Source organism: Methylovorus sp. SPW-M1 (genome assembly GCF_053848825.1).
Map to the genome: position 1 here is coordinate 2519344 of NZ_CM132626.1, position 23249 is coordinate 2542592.

Here is a 23249-nt window from a genome sequence, read left to right on the forward strand (position 1 = left end):
TTATGCCACCCCCGTACGCTCGGCCACACGCAGCACGGCGCTACGTGAACGTGGGTTGCGCTTGATCTCAGCGGCACTGGGCTTGATGGGCTTGCCCACCGCCATCATGCGTGGCTGCGGCAAATCTTTCGCCAGCACCGGAAAATTGGCAGGCAAGTCGTCACGATCCTGCTCGCTGCGGACAAAGCGTTTTACGATGCGGTCTTCCAGCGAGTGAAAGCTGATCACGGCCAGACGACCACCTGGTGCCAGGGCATCCAGGCATTGCGGTAAAACTAGCGACAACTCCTCAAGCTCCTGATTGAGGAAAATCCGTAAAGCTTGAAAGGTGCGCGTCGCCGGGTCTTGCCCAGGCTCGACTTTGGGGATCGCCCCAGCCACGACCTTGGCAAGCTGTCCTGTAGTGGTGAGGGCATTCCCCCCTGTGCGTGCCGCAACAATCGCCCTTGCAACCTGTTTAGCAAACCGTTCTTCACCATATTCTTTAATTACCCCCGTAAGTTGTTGCTCGGACGCCTCCGCCAGAAACTCAGCGGCTGTTTGCCCACGGCTTTGATCCATGCGCATGTCCAGCGGACCGTCAAATCTGAAACTGAAACCGCGCTCGCCTTCGTCGATTTGCGGCGATGAAATTCCAAGGTCCAGCAAGACCCCGTCGACCTGCTGGATGTCTTGGGCGCGCAATACTTCGCCCAACTCGGAAAAGTGATGATGGTGTATGGAAAAACGTGGATCCTGAATGGACTGGGCAGCCGAAACAGCAGCCAGATCACGGTCCAGGCCCAGAAGGCGACCATCTGCGCCTAATTGCTCGAGAATTTTGCGGCTATGACCACCGCGACCAAAGGTGCCATCCACGTAAATGCCATTGGGCTTGATCGCCAGGGCAGCGACCGCCTCTTCAAGCAATACCGAAACATGTGGGGACACAACGACTTCGGAGGGGGATTGTGAGCGCGCGCTCACAGTGAGAATCCTTCAAGTTCGGCCGGCAGCACCATTTCGTCGGCGGCCATCACCTGATCAAGCTGGGCTCGCCAGGCGTCCATGTTCCAGAGCTCAAAATGGCTACCCTGACCAACCAGCATGGCCTGTTTTTCCAGACCGGCAAATTCGCGCAATACCGGAGAAACCAGCAGCCGGCCTGCGCTATCCATGTCGATATCTTCAGCAAAGCCCACCAGCAAACGCTGCAGACTGCTGGACTGGCGGTCAAAACTGGAGAGCGCCATCATTTTGGCCTGTATGGGTTCCCAGGCAGGCTGGGGATAAAGGAGGAGGCAGCGGTGTGGATGCGCAGTGAGCACCAGATGACCGGCGCACTGGGACAACAGGGCATCGCGGTGCTTGGCCGGCACGGCCAATCTGCCCTTGGCATCCAGATTCAATGATGTAGCACCGCGAAACATTTAAAACACACACCCCTTTGCCAATTGTCGGGTTAGAAAAATTGCTGACCGCCCTTAGCCTCGGCCAGCAATCTCCCACAAAAACCCACATTTCTCCACTTACGCCCACTATAGTTAAAAAAATAAGGGCATGCAAGCGGTTTTTTGCTATTTTTCCTTTACGGGACAATGACTTAGCGAATTTTTCTACTAAAAAATTAGTTGTTTAAAAATAAGGAGATAGCCAATTAACTGAAAGTGCTTTGTGAGAATAATCTTTGATGTGACTGAATCGTGAGGTGCTCGATAATCAGGTGGGGGAAAGTGGTGTAAATCGGGTCAAAATCAGAGGAAAAACTGAAGCAATAAAAGGAAGTTGGCCGATAAGCCGGGTTCTGTCGCATCTTGCGATGCGTGACAGTCATTCATCTAGGCGCACGATTGCTCGTACGCTCAAGCAACCTACCCGGTAGCAGCGCGAGCCACGCCCTTGCTACCCTATTTGGTCTTGCTCCGGATGGAGGTTACCGCGTTTCACCGTAACTTAATACGCTCGTCTCTGTGGCCCTGTTCCTCGCCTCACGGCGTACGGCCGTTAGCCGTCATCCTGCTCTGCGGAGCCCGGACTTTCCTCCCCCCGCTTACGCGGGCGGCGACTGTCCAGCCAACTTCCGCGTGCATTCTAACACGCGAGCGCATGAGATTCGGGCGCGAACACGACTACCAGGAGGAAGGCGGCGGCCCAGGTGGGGCATTCTGCGGCCGCCCATCAGCGCCAGCCGGCGGACGTGGACGGCATTGCTGCAATGCCTGCGGGGTTTTGGCCGCCTGCACGCAGGCGAGCTCGGCATTAAGCCGTTGAATGGCGTCCTGCCTGGCAGCAGCAAAATCCTGCGGAGGTGGAGGCGGCGGCGCATCAGCCGAAGCGAGCGAGGCCGACAACAGTAATGCGATGGCAATTGGGCTATGGATGGAACGCATATCAAGAACTCCCCAGATAATGGAGCAACGAGTATAAGCAGGCCCGCGAGAGCGATCAGCCGGGTTTACCGGTTTTTACAGCTTTGACGCGAATTTATTCACATCGCCATCATGCATGCCAATGGGCTCATGGCCGCTTGGCAAAGAACTGCACGGGCTGCGGCGGCGGCATGGCGAGGACAGGTTTGCGCACCTTGCCCATGACATGCATCTCACACCGCTTGCAGTCAAATTTGAGGGTAATCCTGTCCTTGCCGCTGATCAGGGTCATGGGCTCGGCGGTAATCGTCCCCTGCACACCGATGACGCCTTTGGCTTCCTTGGGGCACATGGCATAGCTATAGCGCAGACAGTGCTTGGTAATCATCACCGGCACTTCGCCCAGCTCTTCATTGGCTTCATAGGCAGCGGCAATCGCGCTGACACCATGCTTTTCATAAAACGCCCGCGCATGCTTGTTGTAGACGTTGGCGAGATAGCTCAGGGTATCTTCCGGATAAACAGCGGGCGGCTGGGCGGGAATCGCCGGTTGCGGGCGAGGATAGGTTTGCAGCCGCGCCTCTTCCAGCGCGGATACCGCATCGCGGCGCAGGCCGTTAATGATGGATGCCGCCAGGAACCAGGGCTGGGCAATCTCAAGCCGGATGTCGCGTGCCACAAAATCGGTAGCGCCCAGCTTGGTCAGGTTATCGCGCAAGCTGGCATAGGCTTTCTCGGCCTGCTGGGCCGGTTGCTTTTCCGCCACGCATTGCGCATGCGCAGTGACGCCATCTTCATCCACCAGATCCAGCGCAAAGCCATCGCGCGTTTCATAAAACACAATATCGACGCTGATGCGGCGGCTGGCAGAGTCTTTTTCCAGCAGACGCATATAGGCTTGGTCGCGATTGCGATACACCGTCATGTTGCGGCGTATGTCCGCAGGCATTTCATTCGGGTACAGGCGCTTACCGTTGACGGTATTGATGCGCATGCCAACCAGCTCTTTATGCACATCAAAAAAACACACGCCATCGCCGTTATGTAATTCCAGCTGGCTTTCCACCTCAAAATAATCCTGACCGACTTTGCTTACCTTGCCGATTTCTTCTCCGGCAAACTTGGGCGTGTCAAACGCGCCCACGTCCTCACCACGGCCGTGAATAAAATACTCGGTGGTGCTGCGATTGAAGGTTTTTTCCGGTTGCGGAGTGAAGGTATAGCTGCAACGTCCGGAAGACGCACGTGCGTAATCCGGCAGGTCCAGCAGAATCTCATCCAGCAGCTGGCGATAATGCGCGGTGGCATTTTTGACGTAGGCCAGGTCTTTGTAGCGCCCCTCGATCTTGAAGGAGCTGACGCCTGCATCAATCAGCGCGCGCAGGTTGGCACTCTGGTCGTTATCTTTCATCGAAAGCAGGTGCTTGTCTTTAGCGAGAATGCGGCCTTTGCTGTCTTCCAGCGTGTAGGGTAGACGACACTCCTGGGAGCATTCGCCGCGATTGGCACTGCGGCCGGTATGGGCGTGGCTGATATAGCACTGGCCGCTGAAGGCGACACACAGGGCGCCGTGGATAAAGAACTCGAGATTGCATTGGGTCGCATCCGCGACTTTGCGGATGGTCTGGATATCCATCTCCCGCGCCAGCACGATCTGGCTGAATCCCACCTGATCCAGGAAGACGGCCTTTTCCACGGTACGAATATCGGTTTGCGTGCTGGCGTGCAATTGAATGGGCGGAATATCCATTTCAAGCAGGCCCATATCCTGCACGATCAGCGCGTCAACACCCGCTTCGTAAAGCTGCCAGGTCATGTCACGGGCAGCTTCAATCTCGTTATCGTGAAAAATGGTATTGAACGCGACAAACACTTCGGCACGAAAGCGGTGGGCATATTGCACCAGTCGCGCAATGTCGGCGACGGAGTTTTCAGCCTTGGCACGAGCGCCAAACGCCGGGCCGCCGATATACACGGCATCGGCGCCATGCCGCACAGCCTCAATGCCAAAGTCGGCATTACGGGCAGGGGCGAGCAGTTCAAGTTGGCGACGGTGAGCGGTCATGGCGAAGGGCTAGGCTGGGGAAGCGCGTATTTTACCGCAAAGCGCCCCCAACGTCTGCGCACGGATGGCGTGCGCCCTCAGACCACGGCTTGCACGCCCTCTTCGCGGCCTGCTGCTTCGGTGAGAACCGCAACGTTATCCTTGGTAAAGAAGCCATCAAAGCTGCCGAAGCGTTGCACATACTCAATGATGAGCGAGGAGTGTTCGGAGGCATTGGAGAAAATCTGCTTCAGCCCTTCACTCTTGGAGCCGATCACATCCAGCAGAAAACCCTTGCCCTGTTCGGCGATGGAATTCACCACGTAATCGATATTCTCCAGGCCCTGGGTTTCGCCATCGCGCACGGCGATCGCCATGTGGTGCAGGCGCGGCCCATAGTTGCGCACAAAGGTCTCGGTCGGCGAAGGCAGTTTTTCCAGGTGATTGACGAAATAAGGCGTGTTATTGGCCGTAAACACCTTGGCCGGGCTCTTGGATTCGGGGATGCCATGCACGCTCTTGGTGACATTGGTCGACGAGTTCTGGTCGTGAATATTGTAGGCGCCCCAGAAATAGTAGCTCGACCATGACAGGTACTCCAGAATCGCCAGTTCGCGATTCTGGCTGTAAACGCGCGTGGCCAGGTGATCCAGCGGTAGCAGCAATTGATCAACGCCCAGCTTGGCCTGGGTATTCTTGGCTTGCTCGTAGACCGCCTGCACTTCATTATCAATGCGACTGACACCGAGCGCATACACGCGCAGCTCCTGCGGCTCGCGTTCCAGATAGGCAATGATGTTATGGGTATAAGGCGAGGGTTTGCTCACGGCCAGATTGCCAGGCAGCTCCAGCTTGCGCACTTCATCCTGGCTGAAAAAGCGGAATTCACGCGCTTGCTGCAGGCGGCTGACCTCATGCAGATTGCTAACGCGCAGCACTTCCCCCATATAGCGGCTGTTGGGCTTGCGGGCGCCCACGGGGTACACCTCGTTCAAGGCGCGGAAAATCCCGCGCAGGTTGGGGTCCTTGACTTCGCGCACCAGAATATCCGGTGACTCCAGATCAATGCGCAGGATATGCGTCCAGTGGCTCTCGCTTTCCAGCGTGACCAGGTAATGATACGGCGTCATCAGCGCCAGCTCGGCGATGTATTGAATGGAATGCCCGGGGTCCACCGTAATCATCAGCGCATCTATTTCGTGAATCATGTCAGTCAGGCCGACACGATCACGCTCTTCCAGCAGGCGCACCAGGTATTCTTCAAAAAATGGCGAGTTTTCCTTATCGCCGTGACGGGCAAAGCCGAGAGAGTTCATGTGCTGATTCCTTGGGTATGACGGTAGCGCTATTGCTGGGCTTGCTGCTGCATCTGATGGACAACGACCTTGACCGACATGGTTTCCACACCGCCACCATTGCGCACGCCGCTGATGGGGCAGGCATCACGATAATCCAGACCGGTTGCCAGCCGCACATGCACGCCATTGGTACGGCAGCGATTAGTGACATCGAAACTGATCCAGCCGATATCGTCCAGCCAGGCATCTGCCCAGGCATGGCTTTCCATCAGGCTGCCATCCGGGGTAAACAGATAACCGCTGACATAGCGGGCCGGTACGCCCAGATAGCGGCAGCAGGCAATAAAAATATGAGCATGATCTTGGCAAACGCCGGAGCCGAGGGCGAATGCCTTGGCCGCGGAGGTTTCCACCGCCGTCTGGCCTTTCACATACGGCACACGGTCAATGATGGCATCCATCAAGGCTTGCAGCGCTGCGGGCTCCTGCAGTTTGGGGTGGGTTATCTTGAACTCTTCCACAAAGGCCGTCAGGTTTTCGTCCATCTCGGTCAATGGCGTGGGACGCAGATAAATCGGCGTGGGCAAGCCATCATTGATAGGCAACACATTCAGGCCGGTTTCCACCTCACCCGATGCCACGATACTGATCTCTTCATGTGGGGCATCCACCACCAGGGTGTGGGCATGATTGCCGTAGGTATCCTTGTGCGGCTGCAGGTGACCATTGACGCGAATCTCCCAGCGCAACACCTGCTGGCCGAAGCCGTTTTGCGGCGTCAGACGCAAAAGCTGGATGGTGTAATTCACCACCTCGCTGTATTGGTAGGTCGTGCGATGTTCAATATTAAGTAGCATTGCCGTAACCCGTTAGTTCGCCTTAGCCGCCGTGCACATTGAGATAGGTACGCTGGATTTCGCCACCGAGCCTGTTATTGCTGACAATAAAGTCTTCGAGGAATTCGTGCAGCCCATCCTGGAAAATATCGCGCATGCGCGCATAGCGCAGCTTGGCGTGCAGTTCGCCTGCCAGTCGGCGACATTCATTATTCTGCCGACCGGACAGCTGCCCCAGAATAATGGTGATTTCATCGTAACAGGCCAGCAGTGAACGCGGCATATCGCCACGCAGCACCAGCAGCTCCGCCACCCGCCAAGGCACGATCGTATCGCTGAATACCTTTTGGTAAGCCTGAAAGGCCGACACCGAATGCAGCACCGCACTCCACTCGTAATAATCCACCGCGCCGCCGACTTCTTCGCCTTCGGGCAACAGCAGATGGTATTTCACATCCAGCAGCCGGGCGGTGTTGTCCGCCCGCTCGATAAAGGTTCCCAGCCGCACAAAGCGGAACGCATCATCACGCAGCATGGTGCCAAAGCTCACGCCGCGAAACAGATGCGAACGGGATTTAACCCAGTCACAAAATACGCTAAGCCCGCTCTCCACCAGCCGGATACCGATGAACTGGCTGAATTCCAGCCACAGGGTGTTGATGTTTTCCCAGGTTTCGGAGGACATGGCCACCCGCACCGCCCGCGCATTCTCGCGCGCGCTGCGCAAGGAGTTGTAGATGCTGGACGGATTGGCATCGTCCATGGACATGTACTGGATGACATTTGCCGCCGTGTACTCGCCGTAATTCTTTTCAAACAGTTCGGTGTTGCCCGCAATCTCCACCGCGGGTTGCCACAATGCCGCTTCGCTTTGCGCCGCATTCGGCACCAGTGACATGTTGTAAGTCACATCCAGCACACGTGCCATGTTCTCGGCACGCTCAATGTAACGTGCCATCCAGTAGAGGTGATCCGCCGTTCTGCTTAACACTTTGAACCCTTTTCCGAGAGGTCCGGCGTTGCATTGCCGGAATTCCCTCTTTTTTACATTATCGTAGCGGCCTGCAACTGCTTAAGCTTCAAGTCCGCGCTTACATGCCGGTGTCATTCAGCACCCAGGTGTCCTTGGTACCGCCACCCTGAGATGAGTTGACCACCAGCGACCCCTCTCGCAATGCCACACGGCACAAGGCCCCTGGCACCAGGGTAACCGTCTTGCCGGAAAGCACGAATGGCCGCAAATCCACATGCCGGGGCGCAATCCCCTGCTCAACCAGAGTCGGGCAGGTGGAAAGCGCCAGCGTTGGCTGGGCAATGTAATTGGCGGGATTGGAAAGAATACGCAAGCGGAATTCCTCAATCTCCTTTTTGCTGGCACTAGGCCCAACCAGCATGCCGTAACCGCCAGACCCCTGCACTTCCTTCACCACCAGCTCAGGCAGGTGATCAAGCACATACTTGAGGTCATCCTCCTTGCTCAGTTCATACGTGGGCACATTGGAAAGGATGGGCTCTTCACCCAGGTAAAACCGGATCATCTCCGGCACATAGGTATAAGTCGCCTTGTCATCGGCAACGCCGGTACCCACGGCATTGGCCAGCGTAACTCCGCCGTTGCGGTAAACCGTCAGCAAACCGGGAACCCCCAGCATGGAGTCGGGGCGGAAGCTCAATGGGTCAAGGAAATCATCGTCTATGCGGCGGTAGATGACATCGACACGTTTGGGGCCTTCGGTCGTGCGCATATACACCGCATTGTTGCGCACAAACAGATCCTGGCCTTCGACCAGCTCGATGCCCATCTGCTGCGCAATAAAGGCATGTTCGAAATAGGCGCTGTTATAAGCACCTGGCGTCAGCAGAACCACGGTTGGCTCTTGCACGCCGGGCTGGGCCACCGCGCGCAGATTATTCAGCAGGACTTGCGGGTAATGCTCGACCGGCGCGATGGAATAACGGCGGAATAGCTCAGGAAAGAGCCGCATCATCATCTTGCGGTCTTCCAGCATGTAGGAAACCCCGGATGGGGTGCGCAGATTATCTTCCAGCACGTAGAACTGGCTTTCGCTGGTGCGGACGATATCAACACCGGCGATATGGGCATAAATGCCATTTGGCACATCGACCCCGTGCATTTCCGGACGGTATTGGGTATTGGCGAGGATACTGGCGGGGACAATGCCCGCCTTGATGATGTCCTTGTTGTGGTAGATGTCGTTCAGGAACATGTTCAGCGCCCGTACCCGCTGAATCGCCCCATCCGACAATACTTTCCACTCTTTGGCGGCCAGCAGTCGCGGGATCACATCAAACGGGATCAGGCGCTCGGCACCCGCTGTTTCACCGTAGACATTAAACGTAATACCTACGCGGCGAAACAGCAGCTCGGCTTCCTGCCGTTTGCTTTCCAGCTGTTGGTGGGGAACATCACGCAACCAGTCAGCATAAGCGGCGTAAATCTCGCGTACCGCCCCCGCTGGAAGTTGCATCTCATCGAATGCAGTTTGAAGGGTAGTATCCATGGTTTAGCTTACGCAAACCGCGTGCCAGCGCATAATGTCGTTAGAAATCATGATCTTCAAGAGCAACTCCTGACAATATGTGCGTTTTTGCACCAAGTTGGGGCACGCCTTCAAACGGCGCGCCCTGCTGTAGAGCTAATGCATGTTTGACTCAATCCCGCCCTGAGCGCCAGATGGAAATCACCAGCATGACGCCGATGACAAAGGCCAGGAAAAAGCCGATAAACCCGAAGGCCGGCAGGCCAAATAGCGTAGGGCCGCCGCGCACCGTCATGACGATAGACGAGCCCACAATAAGCGCTGCAGTAATCATTGCCATGGTGAGCCGATTGGTACTGTGATCAAGCTGATGACCAAAGTGATCCAGACGCTTGAGATCCAGATTGATCTTGAGCTTGCCACGGCCGGCTTCTTTCAATACCTGCGAAACATCGCCTGGCAGCTCGGTAATCGCGCTGGCAATACTGCTGATACCACGTCGCCCACGCTTGAGCAGGGTGCTTGGCATATAACGATCAATGATGATTTTCTTCACGAAGGGCGTGAGGTGGCTGACTATCTGAAAGTCCGGATCCAGCTGCCTGCCCAGGCCTTCGAGGGTCACCAATGCCTTGAATAGCATGGTGAGGTCAGGCGGCACCGACAGGTGATTTTCACGCATGATGGTCGTCAGGTCATTCAGCAAGGCACTGAATTTGAGGTGCTTGAGCGGCGCATTGTCATAGTTGCAGATGAACTCATCCACATCCGCACTCAACTTGGCTTCATCCACCTCAGCGTCGCCCGCCCAGATAATGAGGATATCGCGCAGGGTATCAATATCCCGTGACACCAGCGCCGCCAGCAAATCGGCGATTTCGCCGCGCCGCTCAAACGAAATACGGCCGACCATGCCGCAATCGATAATGGCAACGCGGTTGTTTTCCAGATAAAAAATATTGCCCGGATGCGGATCGGCGTGAAAGAAACCATCAATCAGCACCATCTTCAGCACCGCATTGGCACCACGCTCGGCCAGCAGCTTGAGGTCCAGCCCAGCCTCACGCGCCTCTTGCAGCGCGTTGCCAGCAATACCGTCAATATGTTCCATGACCAGCACGCTCTCGCTGGTGAATTCCCAGAATATCTTGGCAAACTTGACGTTTTTATCCTTGGCAAAATTCTGCGCAAAGCGTTCGGTATTGCGCCCTTCCAACGCCAGATCCAGCTCGCGCTTGAGGGATTTGGAAAACTGGCTGATGATTTCTTCCGGCTGAAAGCGGCGTGCCTGCTCAAACTCGGCCTCGACCAGCTTGCCCAGATGCATCAGCAAGCGCAGGTCGGCATCAATACTGTGCTGTACATTGGGGCGGCGGATTTTAAGCACGACTGGGGTGCCATCCTGCAACTTGGCCAGGTGCACCTGGGCAATGGAAGCGCCAGCAATCGGCTCTACCTGAAAATCACGAAACACATCGAAGGGCGAACGGCCCAAGGCTTTTTCCAGCTCGGGCAGCAGCTCTTCAAAAGCCACTGGCGGCACTTGATCCTGCAGCTTGGCAAATTCGGCAATCCAGTTCGGCGGAAAGATATCGGGACGGGTTGCCAGCACCTGACCCAATTTTACGAAGGTTGGGCCCAATTCCTGGATGGCGAGACGCGCGCGCACCTCCGATGGCAAGCTCATGACCTCGCGTGAAGCCTCTGAATTCAGGGCATTGCCTGCCCGGCGTATAAAGCTGCCACGCCCAAGACGCTTGGCGACATCCCCCCAGCCATAGCGCATCAAAATACCGGCGATGGCCCGAATACGGCGGAAGTCACGAATAACGAAGAGGGTGGCACGAATCATGGGCGTTAATTTATTCCTGTTAGGTGGGTGACATTAGCGCTACGTAACTTGAGGCTACTTGATGCGGGAGACCTTGCGTTCCAGCCTGTCCGCCAGCTTGATCAGTCGGCGGGCAGCGCCATGCGCCAGTCTGGCTTTTACTCGTTCCGCCGCCCGGCCCGCCATCTTGCCGCCTTCCCGCGCGCTGCTGCGAATTTCATTTACAACGCCTCTGGCAATCAAACGCAAACGTTGCCTGGTGCTCACCCCCATGTGATGTGCGTAGTCGGCCAAGGTGCCCTGCAAGCCCTCTTGCGGTAGCTGCACATCATGCGCCAGCTGAGGGGAGGAATAGCGAATATTGCGGAATTTCATCAGGGAGTGATTGCGCATACCAGGCTCCGGCGTTGGTGATGTCTTGAGCCTGATTCTACACTATGGTTCCTTGGCAACCGAAGACCGAAAATAATTTCACATTGCGTCAAGGGTTTACAACACGCGTCTTTTGCTTTTAGAATCGGGGCATGCGTTTTGCCACCCTCTTCATTTTTCTCGGCTTGTTGTTCACCAGTTTTTGCCAAGCGGCAGAGACGCGCGCGGACAATGGCACCACCAAATCAGGCTTTGCTGCCGACACGGCTGACTGGTCTGACACGGCGCAAGAAGTGCTGCTCAACGCGCTCAGCCTCACTGGCATTCAGTACAAATATGGCGGCAACTCTCCGGACACCGGATTTGATTGCAGCGGTTTTGTTCGTTATGTATTCAAGCAGGCAGCCAGCCTGACCCTGCCACATAATGCACGCGCCATCAGCCAGTTGGGCCAGTCGGTATCCAAAGATGAGCTGCAACCCGGGGATCTGGTATTTTTCAATACGCTGAAATCTGCCTTTTCTCATGTGGGCATTTATCTGGGTGACAACCGCTTTATCCATGCCCCCAGCACGGGCGGCGGCATTCAGGTGGTGGATATGAAAGATGCCTACTGGGCCAAACGCTTCAATGGCGCCCGACGTATTGAGCCGAGTGAAACCGAATCCAGCCAGCCTTCCCTCAAGTAATACCTCCCCGCCGCAACCTCTGTTTCAACTGCCTTTCCTTACCACCCTATCGTTTATAGCTTGGCCGTAATCTCTTGCTTGGCAAACAGTCCGCCTTGCACATAATCCACGCCAAAACGTTTCGCCCATTCGAATTCTTCGCAGCTATCAATGCCACTCATGATGACATGCACGCCTATGCGCCGAGCAGCGCTCACCAGCCAATCGACCATGGCCTGAGCGGCGTTTTCATTCATGCTGCGCAACTGCTGACCATTAAACTTGATCACCGTGGCATCCATAAAAGCACTCAGTGAAAACATGCCCCAGCGCACGCCCACATCCTCCAGCGCCACCGAAGTGCCACTCTGCTGCAATAGCTCGATCATACGTTGCGAGCGCTGGGCATCGGCCAGATTATGATTTTCGACAATGTTGACCAGCAGCTCGCGCTCGGTCCAGGCATGGGTCTTGAACAGCTGCAAAAACGGATTATCCAGATGGTCACCACCTTCAAAAAAGCTGTCGATGTCCAGATCCAGCATCAGCCATCCCTGGCTGGGCGCCTGCGCGATCTGCAAGCGCTTCATCTCCAGTTCGGTATAAAACAGCAACAAAGGGTTGCGGTGAAGGCTGGCAAACATGCGCCCTGCATCCAGCGCTTGCTGCTCCGCATTCCAGAATCTGGCAGAGGCCTGATAGCCCATCACTTCGCAAGCCTGCACGTCGACAATAGGCTGATACTCCACCCCAAAGCGCCGGGACATCACCACATCCAGCATGTCATGGGCAGGCAGCTCCTCAGGGTCTAGTGCCTGGCTGGCAAACAGCGCTTTTAACTCAAGCCGGTTAATCGCATTCATTAACATTCACCTCAATCAGAATCACATACAGCCAATTCTATTTGAGAATGATTATTATTTAAAGTAAAAATTTGCAAAATTGAGTTTAAAAATTTATGCCTTAAAATTTATGCATTTCTGCAAACGCATCCTAGCGATCACTGTGTCCAAGAGAGCGCTCAGGATCAATGCGGTCACGGATCAGCTGCTTTAATTCTTTGGACTCGGGGAAACGCTCCATCTGTTTTCGCGAAAAAATGACCTCGCCATTCAGACGTACCTCAAAAATGCCCCCCGTACCCGGAACCAGCGATACACGTTCGATGTCCGATTCGAAGGTCGTCAATAACTCTTGTGCCATCCAGGCCGCTCTCAGCAACCAGCGGCATTGGGTACAGTATTCGAGTTCGATATGATGTGATTTCATGACAACCTCAAGTTAGCAAGATGTTAGGTATGCAAGATTTTGACAAATAGCGTAAAAAACCGCCTAAAAACACTCGGCGGCTTTGCAAGCTCCCATTAAATAGCGGAAAATATGCAAGCTTTGCGTTAAGCTCAATTTTAATCTGATTAATCATTAAGTACTTCCCATTACTTTTCCCATGAAGGAATCGTGTCACATGCGCGCAAAATTCGAAAAATTCGGCCTCATCACTGCGGGTGCTGTTCTGGGCATCATGCTCAGCCTCAACTACTCCGCCGTCGCCGATAAGGAAACCAAACCACAGCTGCCTATCGACGATTTGCGCACCTTCGCTGAGATTTTCGGCAAGATCAAAAGTGACTACGTAGAACCGGTGGAAGACAAAAAACTCCTGACCGAGGCTATCAACGGCATGCTGTCCGGGCTGGACCCTCACTCGGCCTATCTTGATGCTGATGGCTTCAAGGACCTGCAAGCCGGTACGCAAGGCGAATTCGGCGGCCTGGGAATAGAAGTCGGCATGGAAGATGGTTTCGTCAAGGTAGTTTCCCCGATTGAAGACACCCCTGCCTACAAGGCCGGCCTCAAGAGCGGCGACCTGATCGTAAAGCTGGATGAAACCCCGGTTAAAGGCATGACGCTGAATGACGCCGTCAAGCGCATGCGCGGCAAGCCAGACACCCCCATCACGCTGACCATCCTGCGCAAGGGCGAAGCCAAACCCATCATCGTGACCCTGAACCGGGCCGTGATCAAAACACAAAGCGTGAAATTCAAGCTGACCGAACCTGGCTACGCCTATGTCCGCATCACCCAGTTCCAGGAACACACTGGTGAAGACCTGGCCAAGGCCCTCAAGACCATGCGCGATGAAAACAAGGAACCGTTCAAGGGCCTGATTCTGGACTTGCGCAACAATCCAGGCGGCTTGTTGAACGCGGCTGTTGGTGTTTCGGCTGCCTTCCTGCCCAAGGGTGACCTCGTGGTCTACACCGAAGGCCGCACGGAAGATGCCAAGATGCGTCTGACCGCACAACCTGAAAACTACGTGCGCGGCGGTGGTGATTACCTGCGCAACCTGCCTGCGGACATCAAGACCGTGCCCATGGCAGTATTGGTAAACGGCGGCTCCGCTTCGGCTTCTGAAATTGTGTCCGGCGCTCTGCAAGATCACAAGCGCGCCGTCATCATGGGCACCCAGAGTTTCGGCAAAGGCTCCGTTCAAACCATTCTGCCCATGAATAACGGCACCGCCATCAAGCTGACAACCGCACGTTACTTCACGCCGAATGGCCGCTCCATCCAGGCCAAGGGCATCGTGCCGGACATCGCTGTGGAAGAAGGAACGATCAACACCGTCGAGCAAGGCATGAATCTGCGCGAGGCTGATCTGTCACACCACCTGTCCAACCCTAAGGATGGCGATACCCCGGTGACGATTGAAACGCCAAAAACCCCGGCCAACAGCCAGGATGATGCCAAGCCAGCCGACAAGGATGGCAAGGATAAAGCCGCTGACAAGGCTCCCATGGAGCCAGGCTCCAAGAACGACTACCAGTTCACTCAGGCCCTGAACCTGCTCAAAGGTCTGCAGATCCTGCAACACAAGTAAGACCGAACCCGCCGCCATGCAATATGGCGGCGGTTTTCATTGGAAAGTCATCATGCTGGACAAACTGATCATCGAGTTAGACAAAGGTCTGCGCACGGTATTTGCCGAAGCCCACAGCCAACGCCCCTTCCCCGACCAAACGATTCCCGAAGCACCTCTCAGTGCGACTGAAAAACGCCATGCGGCATCCCTCATGCGCATCAACCATGTGGGCGAAGTCTGCGCGCAAGCGCTGTACAACGGCCAGGCCCTGACCGCGCGCAATCCACAAACGGTGGCAGCCTTGCAGGAAGCCTCGCGGGAAGAGACCGAGCATTTGGCCTGGTGCGAAAAGCGCATCCGCGAACTGGGTGGCCGCAAAAGCCTGCTCAACCCGCTCTGGTACGGTGGCTCGTTTGCACTTGGTGCATTGGCTGGCGCCCTGGGCGATAAATGGAACTTGGGCTTTCTGGCGGAAACGGAACGTCAGGTGGGTCGGCATTTGCAATCCCATCTGCAAACGCTGCCTGAGCAGGATGCCAAAAGCCGTGCAGTTGTCACCCAGATGCAGGAAGACGAAGCCAAGCATGCCGAAACCGCGGTGGCACAAGGTGGAGCTGAGCTTCCACCTCCGATCAAGTCCGCCATGCAAGCCGCGTCCAAAGTCATGACTTCCACCACCTATTATCTTTAAGCCTGATAAAACACCGACATGAAACCTTTTAGCGAAATTCTCAGCACCCTTGCCAGTGCAGATCATATTCAATCCATCGCCCTTTACACTCCTGACCAGCAACCCGCAGGCTTGATTGAAAACAAACCCGGCAGCCAGGGCTCGCTCAAGGTATATCAACACCTGATCAAAAAGCATGGCGCCATCACACCCGCCGCCGCCCAGGAGGGCTTGGAGCTGTATGCCGAGCACACTGCGGATGCAAAAGCCTTTCCAGGCAAACACCCCAATATCGACCGGTTGCTGGATGTCGTTTCGAGCCAGCACACCTTGACGGCCGAAGTGACAGAATAAATTTCCCTCCGTGAATGTTGCACCCCTGCAACATTCACTGCTCTTTAAGCGGGGGATACCTCCCCTGACACCCTGTAAAGTTCCTTTGCAGATGTAAAAATCCAACACTTTTACACTCCATGCATTTTCAATGCGGATGAAAACGATTATCATTTGATGAATTAATCATCCGCACCAGCCAGCAATAAGTAGCCCGCCCGTGCCTCACAACAAGCCTCATGAGGACACCCATGCAACAAAAAGCTCTTACGCTGGCGCTATCCGCCATCTGGGCAGCCAATAGTTTCGCTGCCGAACAAACCGCTGAAAACACAAGCACCCTGCCTGAAGTCAAAGTCAGTGCCCAAGCCGAAGACTCGGCTCCAAAGCCTTCTGAAAAAACAAAATCCTATACGGTGAAATCGACGGAAACCGCTACCCGTCTGAATACCAGCCTGAAGGAAACACCACAGTCGATCTCGGTGATTACGCGCGAGCAAATTGATGATTTCAAACTGACCTCCGTGAATGATTTGCTGGATATGGCGACCGGCATCAAAGTCGAACGAACCGAGACAGACCGGACCTATTACACCGCGCGCGGCTCCGACATCACCAACTTCCAGATTGATGGCATAGGCGTGCCATTTCAAACGGGCTTGCTGATCGGTGATATGGACACATCAATTTATGACCGCATCGAAGTGTTGCGCGGGGCCAACGGACTTTTGACAGCAACCGGCAACCCCTCAGCCACTATCAACTTTATCCGCAAGCGGCCAACGGAGGAGTTTCAAGCCAAGATAAACCTGACTGCGGGCTCATGGGACATGCGCCGGGTGGATGCCGATATTTCCGGTCCACTGAATGAAGCTGGCAATGTGCGTGGCAGAATCGTGCTGGCTAATCAAAACCGTAACTCTTATCTCGATCGATACAGCCAGGAAAGAAATGTCGCCTATGGCATTATCGAAGCCGATATTACGGACAAGACCACAGTAGCAGTAGGGCACACCTATCAGCAAAACGATACGAATGCTCCCACCTGGGGCGCACTACCCCTGCGCTATGCTGATGGAGGTCCCCGCACCTATAGCCGGTCCACCTCCCCTTCCCCGGACTGGACCTACTGGGACAACCAGACCAACATCACTTTCGCCGAGCTCACGCATTCATTCAATAATGGATGGAAGATCAAGACTCAGGTCAGCAGCAAGCATGAAGCCGGACAAGCCAAGCTGTTTTACCTTGATGGATATGAAAACCGCGCAACAGGCACCGGCCTTCTGTATTACGCAGGGCGTTATCACGATACCTTCAAGGAATATGTCGCTGACATTTATGCTTCCGGTCCATTTACTCTGGCGGGGCGCGAGCATGAGCTCGTAGTCGGCTCCAGCTGGTCACGCGCTTCTGTGCGATCCAGCGGCACAGTGACATCCGGCAATTTGAATAGCTTCGATGAGTCAGCCACCTTCGCAGAACCAGACTTGACCGCCTCTAACAACTACGGCTCCAGAACCCAGAGACGAATCAATAACTACGTCGCCGCAAAATTCAATGTCACGGATCAGCTGAAAGTAACCACTGGCGCCAGCATGCTGAGCTATAAGTACGATGGTGTTTACTATTCGACAGATTATTCGGCTGATGCGCACAACAAAGTCACACCATATGTAGGTGCAGTCTTCAACTTGACGGATCAACATTCCCTCTATGCCAGCTACACCGGCATTTACAACCCTCAAACTGCCGTTGATAAAAACAGGTCGGTCCTGGCTCCACTGAAAGGGAAGAACTACGAAGCGGGCATCAAGAGCGAGTTACTCAACAATGTAAACTTCTCTTTCGCTCTGTTTAAATCCGTGCAGGAAAATCTTGCCCAGACGACCGGCCAGTACAACTCGGACGGAACAGCCATCAATGAGGCCATCAATGCCACCACCAAGGGGTACGAGTTTGACTTGTCCGGCGAAGTTAATGATCGCCTGAAGGTCAGCAGCGGTTACACCCGCCTCATGAGCGTAAAAGGCGACAATAACGAAAACGTTAAACCTTATACCCCGCGCAACATGGTCAAGCTCAGCGCTACTTATCGTGTCCCTAATATCGAGAAGCTAAAGGTAGGTGCGTCGGTTAACTGGCAGGATGATGTGCATTACGTATACTCGGATGGAGCCAGCGTGAAGCAGGACAGCTACGCCCTCATCAATCTGATGGCCAATTACGAGCTGAACAAACACTGGAGCGCTGCAGTGAATGTCTACAACCTGACGAACGAGAAATATCTCAGCAGCCTGATGTGGGGGCAAAGCTATTATGGCGCGCCTATGAATGCGAGCGCGACGCTTACCTGGCAATACTAGGGCTAGCGAAAGCGATTAACCGAAGCATAAGCAAACAAAAAAAGCCCCGCATGCGGGGCTTTTTTTATAACTGTCTTACGATCACAGGGTAATGCGACCCGAAATCGGCGGATGATAAATAAACTGCACCAGATTGCCGCAAGGGTCAAAGCAGTAAAGACTGCGTGCACCATCACGATGGGTTTTCGGCGCCTGTGCGATGCGTACGTCATTCGCCGTCAGGTGCGCATGCCAGGCATCCACATCCTCCGGAGTCCGCAGGATGAAGCCCAGATGATCCAGCCGTTGCGGGCCATCCAGCGTTTTGTCTGCCGCCAGGCGGTGCAGGGCGACATTGTCATTGCCAGAGGTCAGGTAGATATTGTCCGGATCGGGCTGCCACTCTTCGACCATGCCGACCACATCGCGGTAAAAATGCAGGCAGGCCTCAAGATCATGCACAAACAATGCGACATGATGCATGCCCAGCATACCGCCTGGGCGTGTACTCACAGCAGAGCCTCCACCACTTCAAAGTCGTGGGTAATCTCTGCCGCCTTGCCGAGCATGATGGATGCCGAGCAGTATTTTTCGGCAGATAGTTTCACCGCACGCTCAACCTGTGCCGGATTCAGGCCTTTGCCTGTCACCACAAAATGCACATGAATCTTGGTAAAGACTTTGGGCACTTCGTCGGCACGTTCGGCGCTGATGTCAGCGACGCAATCCGTCACCGGTTGCCGGGCTTTTTTGAGGATGGTGACGACGTCAAACGAGGTGCAGGCGCCCATGCCGATCAACAGCATTTCCATTGGCCGCATGCCCAGGTTACGGCCACCGGCATCCGGTGCGCCATCCAGAATCACGGCATGTCCGGTCTCGGACTCCCCCATGAAGCAGACATTTTCCACCCACTTGATTCTTGCTTTCATACTTGCTCCCGCCCGCTTACGGGCTTGTGTTGAACCGGCCAACCCATGGCCGGTTCAGACAGATTACTTGACGTTCAGCAGTTCCACATCGAAGACCAGCGTGGCATACGGAGGAATCACACCGCCCGCACCGCGCTCGCCGTAGGCCATGTGCGATGGAATGATCAGGGTACGCTTGCCGCCCACCTTCATACCAACCACACCTTCATCCCAGCCGCGGATCACTTGTGCGCCGCCGAGGTAGAAAATGAAAGGATCGCGACGATCCACCGAGCTATCAAACTTGGCGCCATGGCCTTCTGGCTTGCTGGGGTCATACAGCCAGCCGGTGTAATGCACGGTAACGTTGAGGCCGGGTTCGGCTTCACGGCCGGTGCCGACTACCTGGTCGATCTTGACCAGTTCGGTAATGGTTTTGCTCATGGCGGGTTTTTCCTGTGTTGAAGATGTTCCGTTATTGTCAGCACTGCATCCGCTGGTCGCAAACATCGCCAGCAACAATGCGCTGGCAAAAAGACTTACATGTTTCATTGCGTACTCCAAAATTTAGAGGCTAATGTTACAAAACCCGGTGATAGGCGAGTTTCTGGCTGAAGTGCTGCAGAAGCAGGCGACATTGCGGCTGCATACACGCCTGTTTCCGAGGGGATTATGATACCCGAATTCAGCATCGGTTCCGTAGCCGGGCGCCCGCTAGGGGAAAAGGTAGCGTAAAGCAGGGTAAAACAGCCTTACTCGTCATGCCGGTAAATCCAGTTAATCAGGGCATCCTGCGCCGCTCTTGTAGCCGCGGCGCGTGGGTGATTCGCCATGAACACCAGCAGCCAGCGCTGGCCGTGCTGGTCCAGCACATAACCCGCCAGCGTGCTCACACCATTCAGCGACCCGGTTTTGAGATGCGCCCGCCCTTGCACCGGCTGGCCCTGCATGCGCTTGAGCAGCGTGCCATCCACGCCCAGCACGGGCAACGATGACATCAGTTCCGGCATCCATGGACCAGCATAGGCATCGGCCAGAATATTCCCCAGATGGCGCGGACTGATGCGCTCCACGCGCGACAGCCCGGCGCCGTTTTCTATCATCAGCTCAGGGAAGCGGTAGCCTTTTTTAGCCAGCCATTGCCGCACGGCATTCGCCCCGGCCTCTTCCGTGGCGGGCAGGGAGCCCTGCTGGGCGGCAACGGTCAACAGCAGTTGCCGCGCCATCAGGTTGTTGCTGTATTTGTTCAGGCGCCGCAGCACATCCGCCAGTGGCAGCGGCGATAGCTGGTCCGTCAGTTTGACCGCTTGTGGCGGCAAGGCCTGCAAACGCACCTCGCCATGCAAGGAGCCACCGAGCGATTGCCACAGGCTCTGGAACAGCTGATAGGTATATTGCGGGCCATCCAGCACGCTGAGCTCAAGATACTTTTCACCGCAATCTGCCGAAAAGGTACCGCTCAATGCGATGCTCACACCACGCACAGGAGCATTTGCCGCCTGCGGCTCCACTTTGGGTTGTACCTTGTATTGCAGGCGGCTGCGCCAGTCACCGCAACTATCGCGCGTGACCTGCAGGCGGTTTTGCACTACCACGCCCGGCAATGCCGGCTCGGCGCTGACTTCTACTCTGGCGGGACTATCGGCGGATACTGCCAGCCGCAGGCTGCTGGCTTGCAGATTGATAACCAGCGCCGAGGCGGTGACGTTGTAAGCACGGTAGCCATCGCCATCAAACGCCGCGGCATCTTGCGCCTGCGGCGCAAAATAGCTGTTATCGATTATCAGATCGCCGGTAATGTCGCGCACTCCCAGCTGCCGCAAACGGCCCAGCAAACGCCAGAAATCTTCCGCCATCAACGCCGGATCGCCCTCGCCACGCAGAATCAGATTGCCCTGCAGCACGCCATCCACCAGCGGACCATCCCGATAAATCTCGGTACGCCAGCGGTAGGCCGGGCCCAGCATATCGAGCGCGGCATGGGTCGTGAGCAGCTTCATGGTGGATGCCGGGTTAAGCGCGGCATCAGCCCGGTGCGCAATCACCGGCAGGGGAAGGTCCAGCCGCTGGGCATACACCGCCACATCATCATCTGCCAGCCCGGCCTGTTGCAAGGCCTGGCTCACGGGCAGAGGCAATACGGCGTGTGCAGGCACGGCCAGCCCCAGCAAGCAACAAAGCAGCAGGCGGCGCAACACGGCTAACCCAGCTTGCGCAGTATCTGCGCGGTGTGGTCGACGAGGGTGGACATCTCATCCGGCGTAATGCAATACGGCGGCATGAAATACACCGTATTGCCGATCGGCCGCAGGATAAGCCCGTGCTGCAAGGCTTCAAGGTAAAACTGGCGGGAGAAATCGGGGTGGGCCGACGCAACATCAAAGGCCCAGATCATACCGCGTTGGCGCAGATGATGGATGGGCAGATCCTGCAAGGCCTGCAATTGCACATTCATCGCCGCGGCTTTGTCGCGGTTGCGCGCAATGACGTCTTCCTCGGCAAAAATACCCAGCGTGGCCAGGGCCGCACTGCAGGCCAGCGCATTGCCGGTATAGCTGTGCGAATGCAAAAAGCCACGCGCGGTGCTGTCATCATAAAACGCCTGGTATATGGCATCGGTCGTCAGGCATACCGACAAAGGCAGATAGCCACCGGTGATGCCTTTGGATAGACACATGAAATCAGGCCGTATGCCCGCCTGCTCGCAGGCAAACAGCGTCCCGGTGCGGCCAAAGCCCACGGCAATTTCATCGGCAATCAGATGCACCTCGTACTGATCACACAAGGCGCGCAAGCGTTGCAGGTAAGCCTCGTGGTACATGCCCATGCCCGCCGCACACTGCACCAGCGGCTCGACGATCACGGCAGCGGTGGTGGCATGGTGCTGTTGCAGATGGGTTTCCAGCGCCTGGGCGCAGCGCAGGGCATAGGCTTCGGCGCTCTCGCCTGCTTCTGCCAGCCGCCAGTCCGGGCTGGGAATCTGGATGCTCTGCCGCAGGAGGGAGGCGTAGGTATCCTTGAAAATAGCGACATCGGTCACCGATAGTGCGCCCAGGGTTTCGCCGTGATAACTGTTTTGCAGGCTGATAAAGCCGGTTTTAGCGCTGGGCTTGCCTTGGGCAAGGCCGAGGTTGCGCCAGTAATGAAAGCTCATCTTGAGCGCGATTTCGGTCGCCGAGGCGCCATCCGAGGCATAAAAACAATGCCCCAGACCAGTGAGCGCTGCCAGCCGCTCGGATAATTGCACCACGGGCTCGTGGGTAAAGCCTGCCAGGATCACATGCTCCAGCTGATCCATTTGCTGGCTGATGGCCGCCTTGATGCGGGGATGATTATGGCCGAACAGATTGACCCACCACGAACTGACGGCATCAAGATAGGCTTTGCCATCCATGTCATACAGCCATACGCCCTCCCCGCGCTGTATGGGCACCAGCGGGAGGTGTTCGTGATGTTTCATCTGGGTGCAGGGATGCCACACGGCATGCAGGCTGCGCGCCAGCAGCTGTTGATTACGGCTCGCTTCAGTCATTGAAAATGCAGGTGGCCTTCATTAATGCAGAACAGCAGGCACCACATGCTGATCGATCAGCAGCGGGCCATCGGCAAAGCCCAGATCCCATTGTGCTTCGCGGGTGGCGAGTTGCAGCATGCTGCCCAATGCCATGCCAAGTTCGGGGCTCAGGGAAAAATGCAGGGTCTGACCATCGGCGGCGGCCAGCTCCAGTGTCGGTTTATCCGGTTGCTCGGTAATCATGCGGCATACGCTGACCAGCAAGGGTTCGTCGCCCAGCTGCTGGCTGCGCTCTTCATAGGCGCCGGTCATGTCCAGGCTTTCGCTGACTTGCTGCGCCAGCGTCAGCTCGCGCATTTCTTCGGCAAAGGCCTGCATGACCTGCGCCGCGGCGGTGGGGTAAATCGGGGTAGCGGCCAGCTCAGTAGCCGTGGCCGCTGGCGCTGCATCGCGATGCAGCAGTTTCCACAAGGAGCGCACGATACGCCGGGTCAGCCATACCGGCACCTCCACATCGTCCGCCAAACCTATCTTCAGCAGCAGTCGGTCTTCCTCGGCGTTGTAGCCCAGATTGAGCTGCTGGATCGCCGCATCCGTCAATGCGTCCACCATCATCATCTCCATCATCTGCCACACAGGCAGGGTAATTGTTTCAGATGGAATTGTGACACAGGCAGCCCGTCATCCCAAGGCTTTGCCGTGAATACTGCCCTTA

At 55.8% G+C, this 23249-nt stretch carries 23 protein-coding genes and 1 other RNA gene; 5 read left to right on the forward strand and 19 right to left on the reverse strand.

Annotated features, from left to right (window positions below):
- The 11 genes from rsmH to ACWWD9_RS11970 all read right to left on the reverse strand — a co-directional run bounded on the left by rsmH (position 1) and on the right by ACWWD9_RS11970 (position 11251).
- Complete coding sequence (gene rsmH / locus ACWWD9_RS11920; protein WP_013441279.1) at positions 1-966, reverse strand: 16S rRNA (cytosine(1402)-N(4))-methyltransferase RsmH; 966 nt, start codon at positions 964-966, stop codon at positions 1-3.
- A complete protein-coding gene (gene mraZ / locus ACWWD9_RS11925) occupies positions 963-1409 on the reverse strand; it encodes a division/cell wall cluster transcriptional repressor MraZ (protein WP_013441278.1) in 447 nt (148 codons plus the stop codon). Before mraZ ends, rsmH begins: the two co-directional genes overlap by 4 nt.
- A gap of 347 nt (positions 1410-1756) precedes the next feature.
- Positions 1757-2060: RNase P RNA component class A (gene rnpB / locus ACWWD9_RS11930), an RNA gene on the reverse strand.
- A gap of 48 nt (positions 2061-2108) precedes the next feature.
- Positions 2109-2369, reverse strand: coding sequence for a hypothetical protein (locus tag ACWWD9_RS11935; RefSeq protein WP_455867135.1), 261 nt, complete (start codon positions 2367-2369; stop codon positions 2109-2111).
- 127 nt (positions 2370-2496) lie between these two features.
- Positions 2497-4413, reverse strand: a complete 1917-nt coding sequence (locus ACWWD9_RS11940) for a peptidase U32 family protein (RefSeq protein ID WP_455867136.1) — start codon at positions 4411-4413, stop codon at positions 2497-2499.
- A 77-nt stretch (positions 4414-4490) separates the two neighbouring features.
- The gene (locus tag ACWWD9_RS11945) at positions 4491-5708 is read right to left on the reverse strand and encodes a hypothetical protein (protein WP_013441275.1); all 1218 of its coding nucleotides are present in this window, start codon (positions 5706-5708) and stop codon (positions 4491-4493) included.
- A gap of 29 nt (positions 5709-5737) precedes the next feature.
- Entirely contained in the window at positions 5738-6547 is an 810-nt protein-coding gene (locus ACWWD9_RS11950) for a transglutaminase family protein (RefSeq protein ID WP_015829360.1), read from the reverse strand.
- Positions 6548-6569: 22 nt separating this feature from the next.
- Positions 6570-7517 carry an alpha-E domain-containing protein gene (locus tag ACWWD9_RS11955; RefSeq protein ID WP_015829359.1) on the reverse strand — a complete coding sequence of 316 codons (948 nt, stop codon included), beginning with the start codon at positions 7515-7517 and terminating at the stop codon, positions 6570-6572.
- Positions 7518-7617: 100 nt separating this feature from the next.
- Positions 7618-9048: a circularly permuted type 2 ATP-grasp protein gene (locus ACWWD9_RS11960; protein ID WP_013441272.1), complete on the reverse strand. Its 1431-nt coding sequence runs from the start codon at positions 9046-9048 to the stop codon at positions 7618-7620.
- A gap of 151 nt (positions 9049-9199) precedes the next feature.
- Entirely contained in the window at positions 9200-10879 is a 1680-nt protein-coding gene (locus tag ACWWD9_RS11965) for an ABC1 kinase family protein (protein WP_013441270.1), read from the reverse strand.
- A gap of 54 nt (positions 10880-10933) precedes the next feature.
- The gene (locus ACWWD9_RS11970; protein ID WP_455867137.1) at positions 10934-11251 is read right to left on the reverse strand and encodes a hypothetical protein; all 318 of its coding nucleotides are present in this window, start codon (positions 11249-11251) and stop codon (positions 10934-10936) included.
- 131 nt (positions 11252-11382) lie between these two features.
- Between ACWWD9_RS11970 and ACWWD9_RS11975 the strand changes: the two genes are divergently transcribed.
- The gene (locus ACWWD9_RS11975; protein WP_455867138.1) at positions 11383-11919 is read left to right on the forward strand and encodes a C40 family peptidase; all 537 of its coding nucleotides are present in this window, start codon (positions 11383-11385) and stop codon (positions 11917-11919) included.
- Between the two features lie 53 nt (positions 11920-11972).
- On the opposite strand, the gene ACWWD9_RS11980 is transcribed toward ACWWD9_RS11975, so the two are convergent.
- Together ACWWD9_RS11980 and ACWWD9_RS11985 are read right to left on the reverse strand one after the other, a co-directional pair.
- Positions 11973-12761 carry an EAL domain-containing protein gene (locus ACWWD9_RS11980; RefSeq protein WP_013441267.1) on the reverse strand — a complete coding sequence of 263 codons (789 nt, stop codon included), beginning with the start codon at positions 12759-12761 and terminating at the stop codon, positions 11973-11975.
- Positions 12762-12891: 130 nt separating this feature from the next.
- On the reverse strand, positions 12892-13167 hold the full coding sequence (locus ACWWD9_RS11985; RefSeq protein WP_015829357.1) for a SelT/SelW/SelH family protein: 276 nt from the start codon (positions 13165-13167) through the stop codon (positions 12892-12894).
- 196 nt (positions 13168-13363) lie between these two features.
- On the opposite strand from ACWWD9_RS11985, the gene ACWWD9_RS11990 reads away from it, so the two are divergent.
- From ACWWD9_RS11990 to ACWWD9_RS12005, 4 genes are all read left to right on the forward strand, one after another.
- Positions 13364-14779 (forward strand): S41 family peptidase, encoded by a 1416-nt coding sequence (locus tag ACWWD9_RS11990; RefSeq protein ID WP_013441264.1) that lies wholly within the window; start codon positions 13364-13366, stop codon positions 14777-14779.
- A gap of 16 nt (positions 14780-14795) precedes the next feature.
- Positions 14796-15452, forward strand: coding sequence for a 2-polyprenyl-3-methyl-6-methoxy-1,4-benzoquinone monooxygenase (coq7, locus tag ACWWD9_RS11995; RefSeq protein ID WP_013441263.1), 657 nt, complete (start codon positions 14796-14798; stop codon positions 15450-15452).
- Between the two features lie 18 nt (positions 15453-15470).
- Positions 15471-15785, forward strand: coding sequence for a DUF2322 family protein (locus ACWWD9_RS12000; protein ID WP_455867139.1), 315 nt, complete (start codon positions 15471-15473; stop codon positions 15783-15785).
- Between the two features lie 230 nt (positions 15786-16015).
- Positions 16016-18130, forward strand: coding sequence for a TonB-dependent siderophore receptor (locus ACWWD9_RS12005; protein ID WP_455867140.1), 2115 nt, complete (start codon positions 16016-16018; stop codon positions 18128-18130).
- 81 nt (positions 18131-18211) lie between these two features.
- On the opposite strand, the gene ACWWD9_RS12010 is transcribed toward ACWWD9_RS12005, so the two are convergent.
- The 6 genes from ACWWD9_RS12010 to ACWWD9_RS12035 form a co-directional block, all read right to left on the reverse strand.
- Positions 18212-18601 (reverse strand): VOC family protein, encoded by a 390-nt coding sequence (locus ACWWD9_RS12010; RefSeq protein ID WP_455868158.1) that lies wholly within the window; start codon positions 18599-18601, stop codon positions 18212-18214.
- A gap of 17 nt (positions 18602-18618) precedes the next feature.
- Positions 18619-19041 carry an OsmC family protein gene (locus ACWWD9_RS12015; RefSeq protein WP_455867141.1) on the reverse strand — a complete coding sequence of 141 codons (423 nt, stop codon included), beginning with the start codon at positions 19039-19041 and terminating at the stop codon, positions 18619-18621.
- A 63-nt stretch (positions 19042-19104) separates the two neighbouring features.
- On the reverse strand, positions 19105-19572 hold the full coding sequence (locus tag ACWWD9_RS12020) for an FKBP-type peptidyl-prolyl cis-trans isomerase (RefSeq protein WP_015829351.1): 468 nt from the start codon (positions 19570-19572) through the stop codon (positions 19105-19107).
- A gap of 200 nt (positions 19573-19772) precedes the next feature.
- The gene (gene dacB / locus ACWWD9_RS12025) at positions 19773-21218 is read right to left on the reverse strand and encodes a D-alanyl-D-alanine carboxypeptidase/D-alanyl-D-alanine endopeptidase (protein WP_455867142.1); all 1446 of its coding nucleotides are present in this window, start codon (positions 21216-21218) and stop codon (positions 19773-19775) included.
- A gap of 2 nt (positions 21219-21220) precedes the next feature.
- Positions 21221-22552 (reverse strand): adenosylmethionine--8-amino-7-oxononanoate transaminase, encoded by a 1332-nt coding sequence (gene bioA / locus ACWWD9_RS12030; RefSeq protein WP_455867143.1) that lies wholly within the window; start codon positions 22550-22552, stop codon positions 21221-21223.
- Positions 22553-22573: 21 nt separating this feature from the next.
- A complete protein-coding gene (locus tag ACWWD9_RS12035; RefSeq protein WP_455867144.1) occupies positions 22574-23161 on the reverse strand; it encodes a hypothetical protein in 588 nt (195 codons plus the stop codon).
- Positions 23162-23249 lie beyond the last annotated feature (88 nt).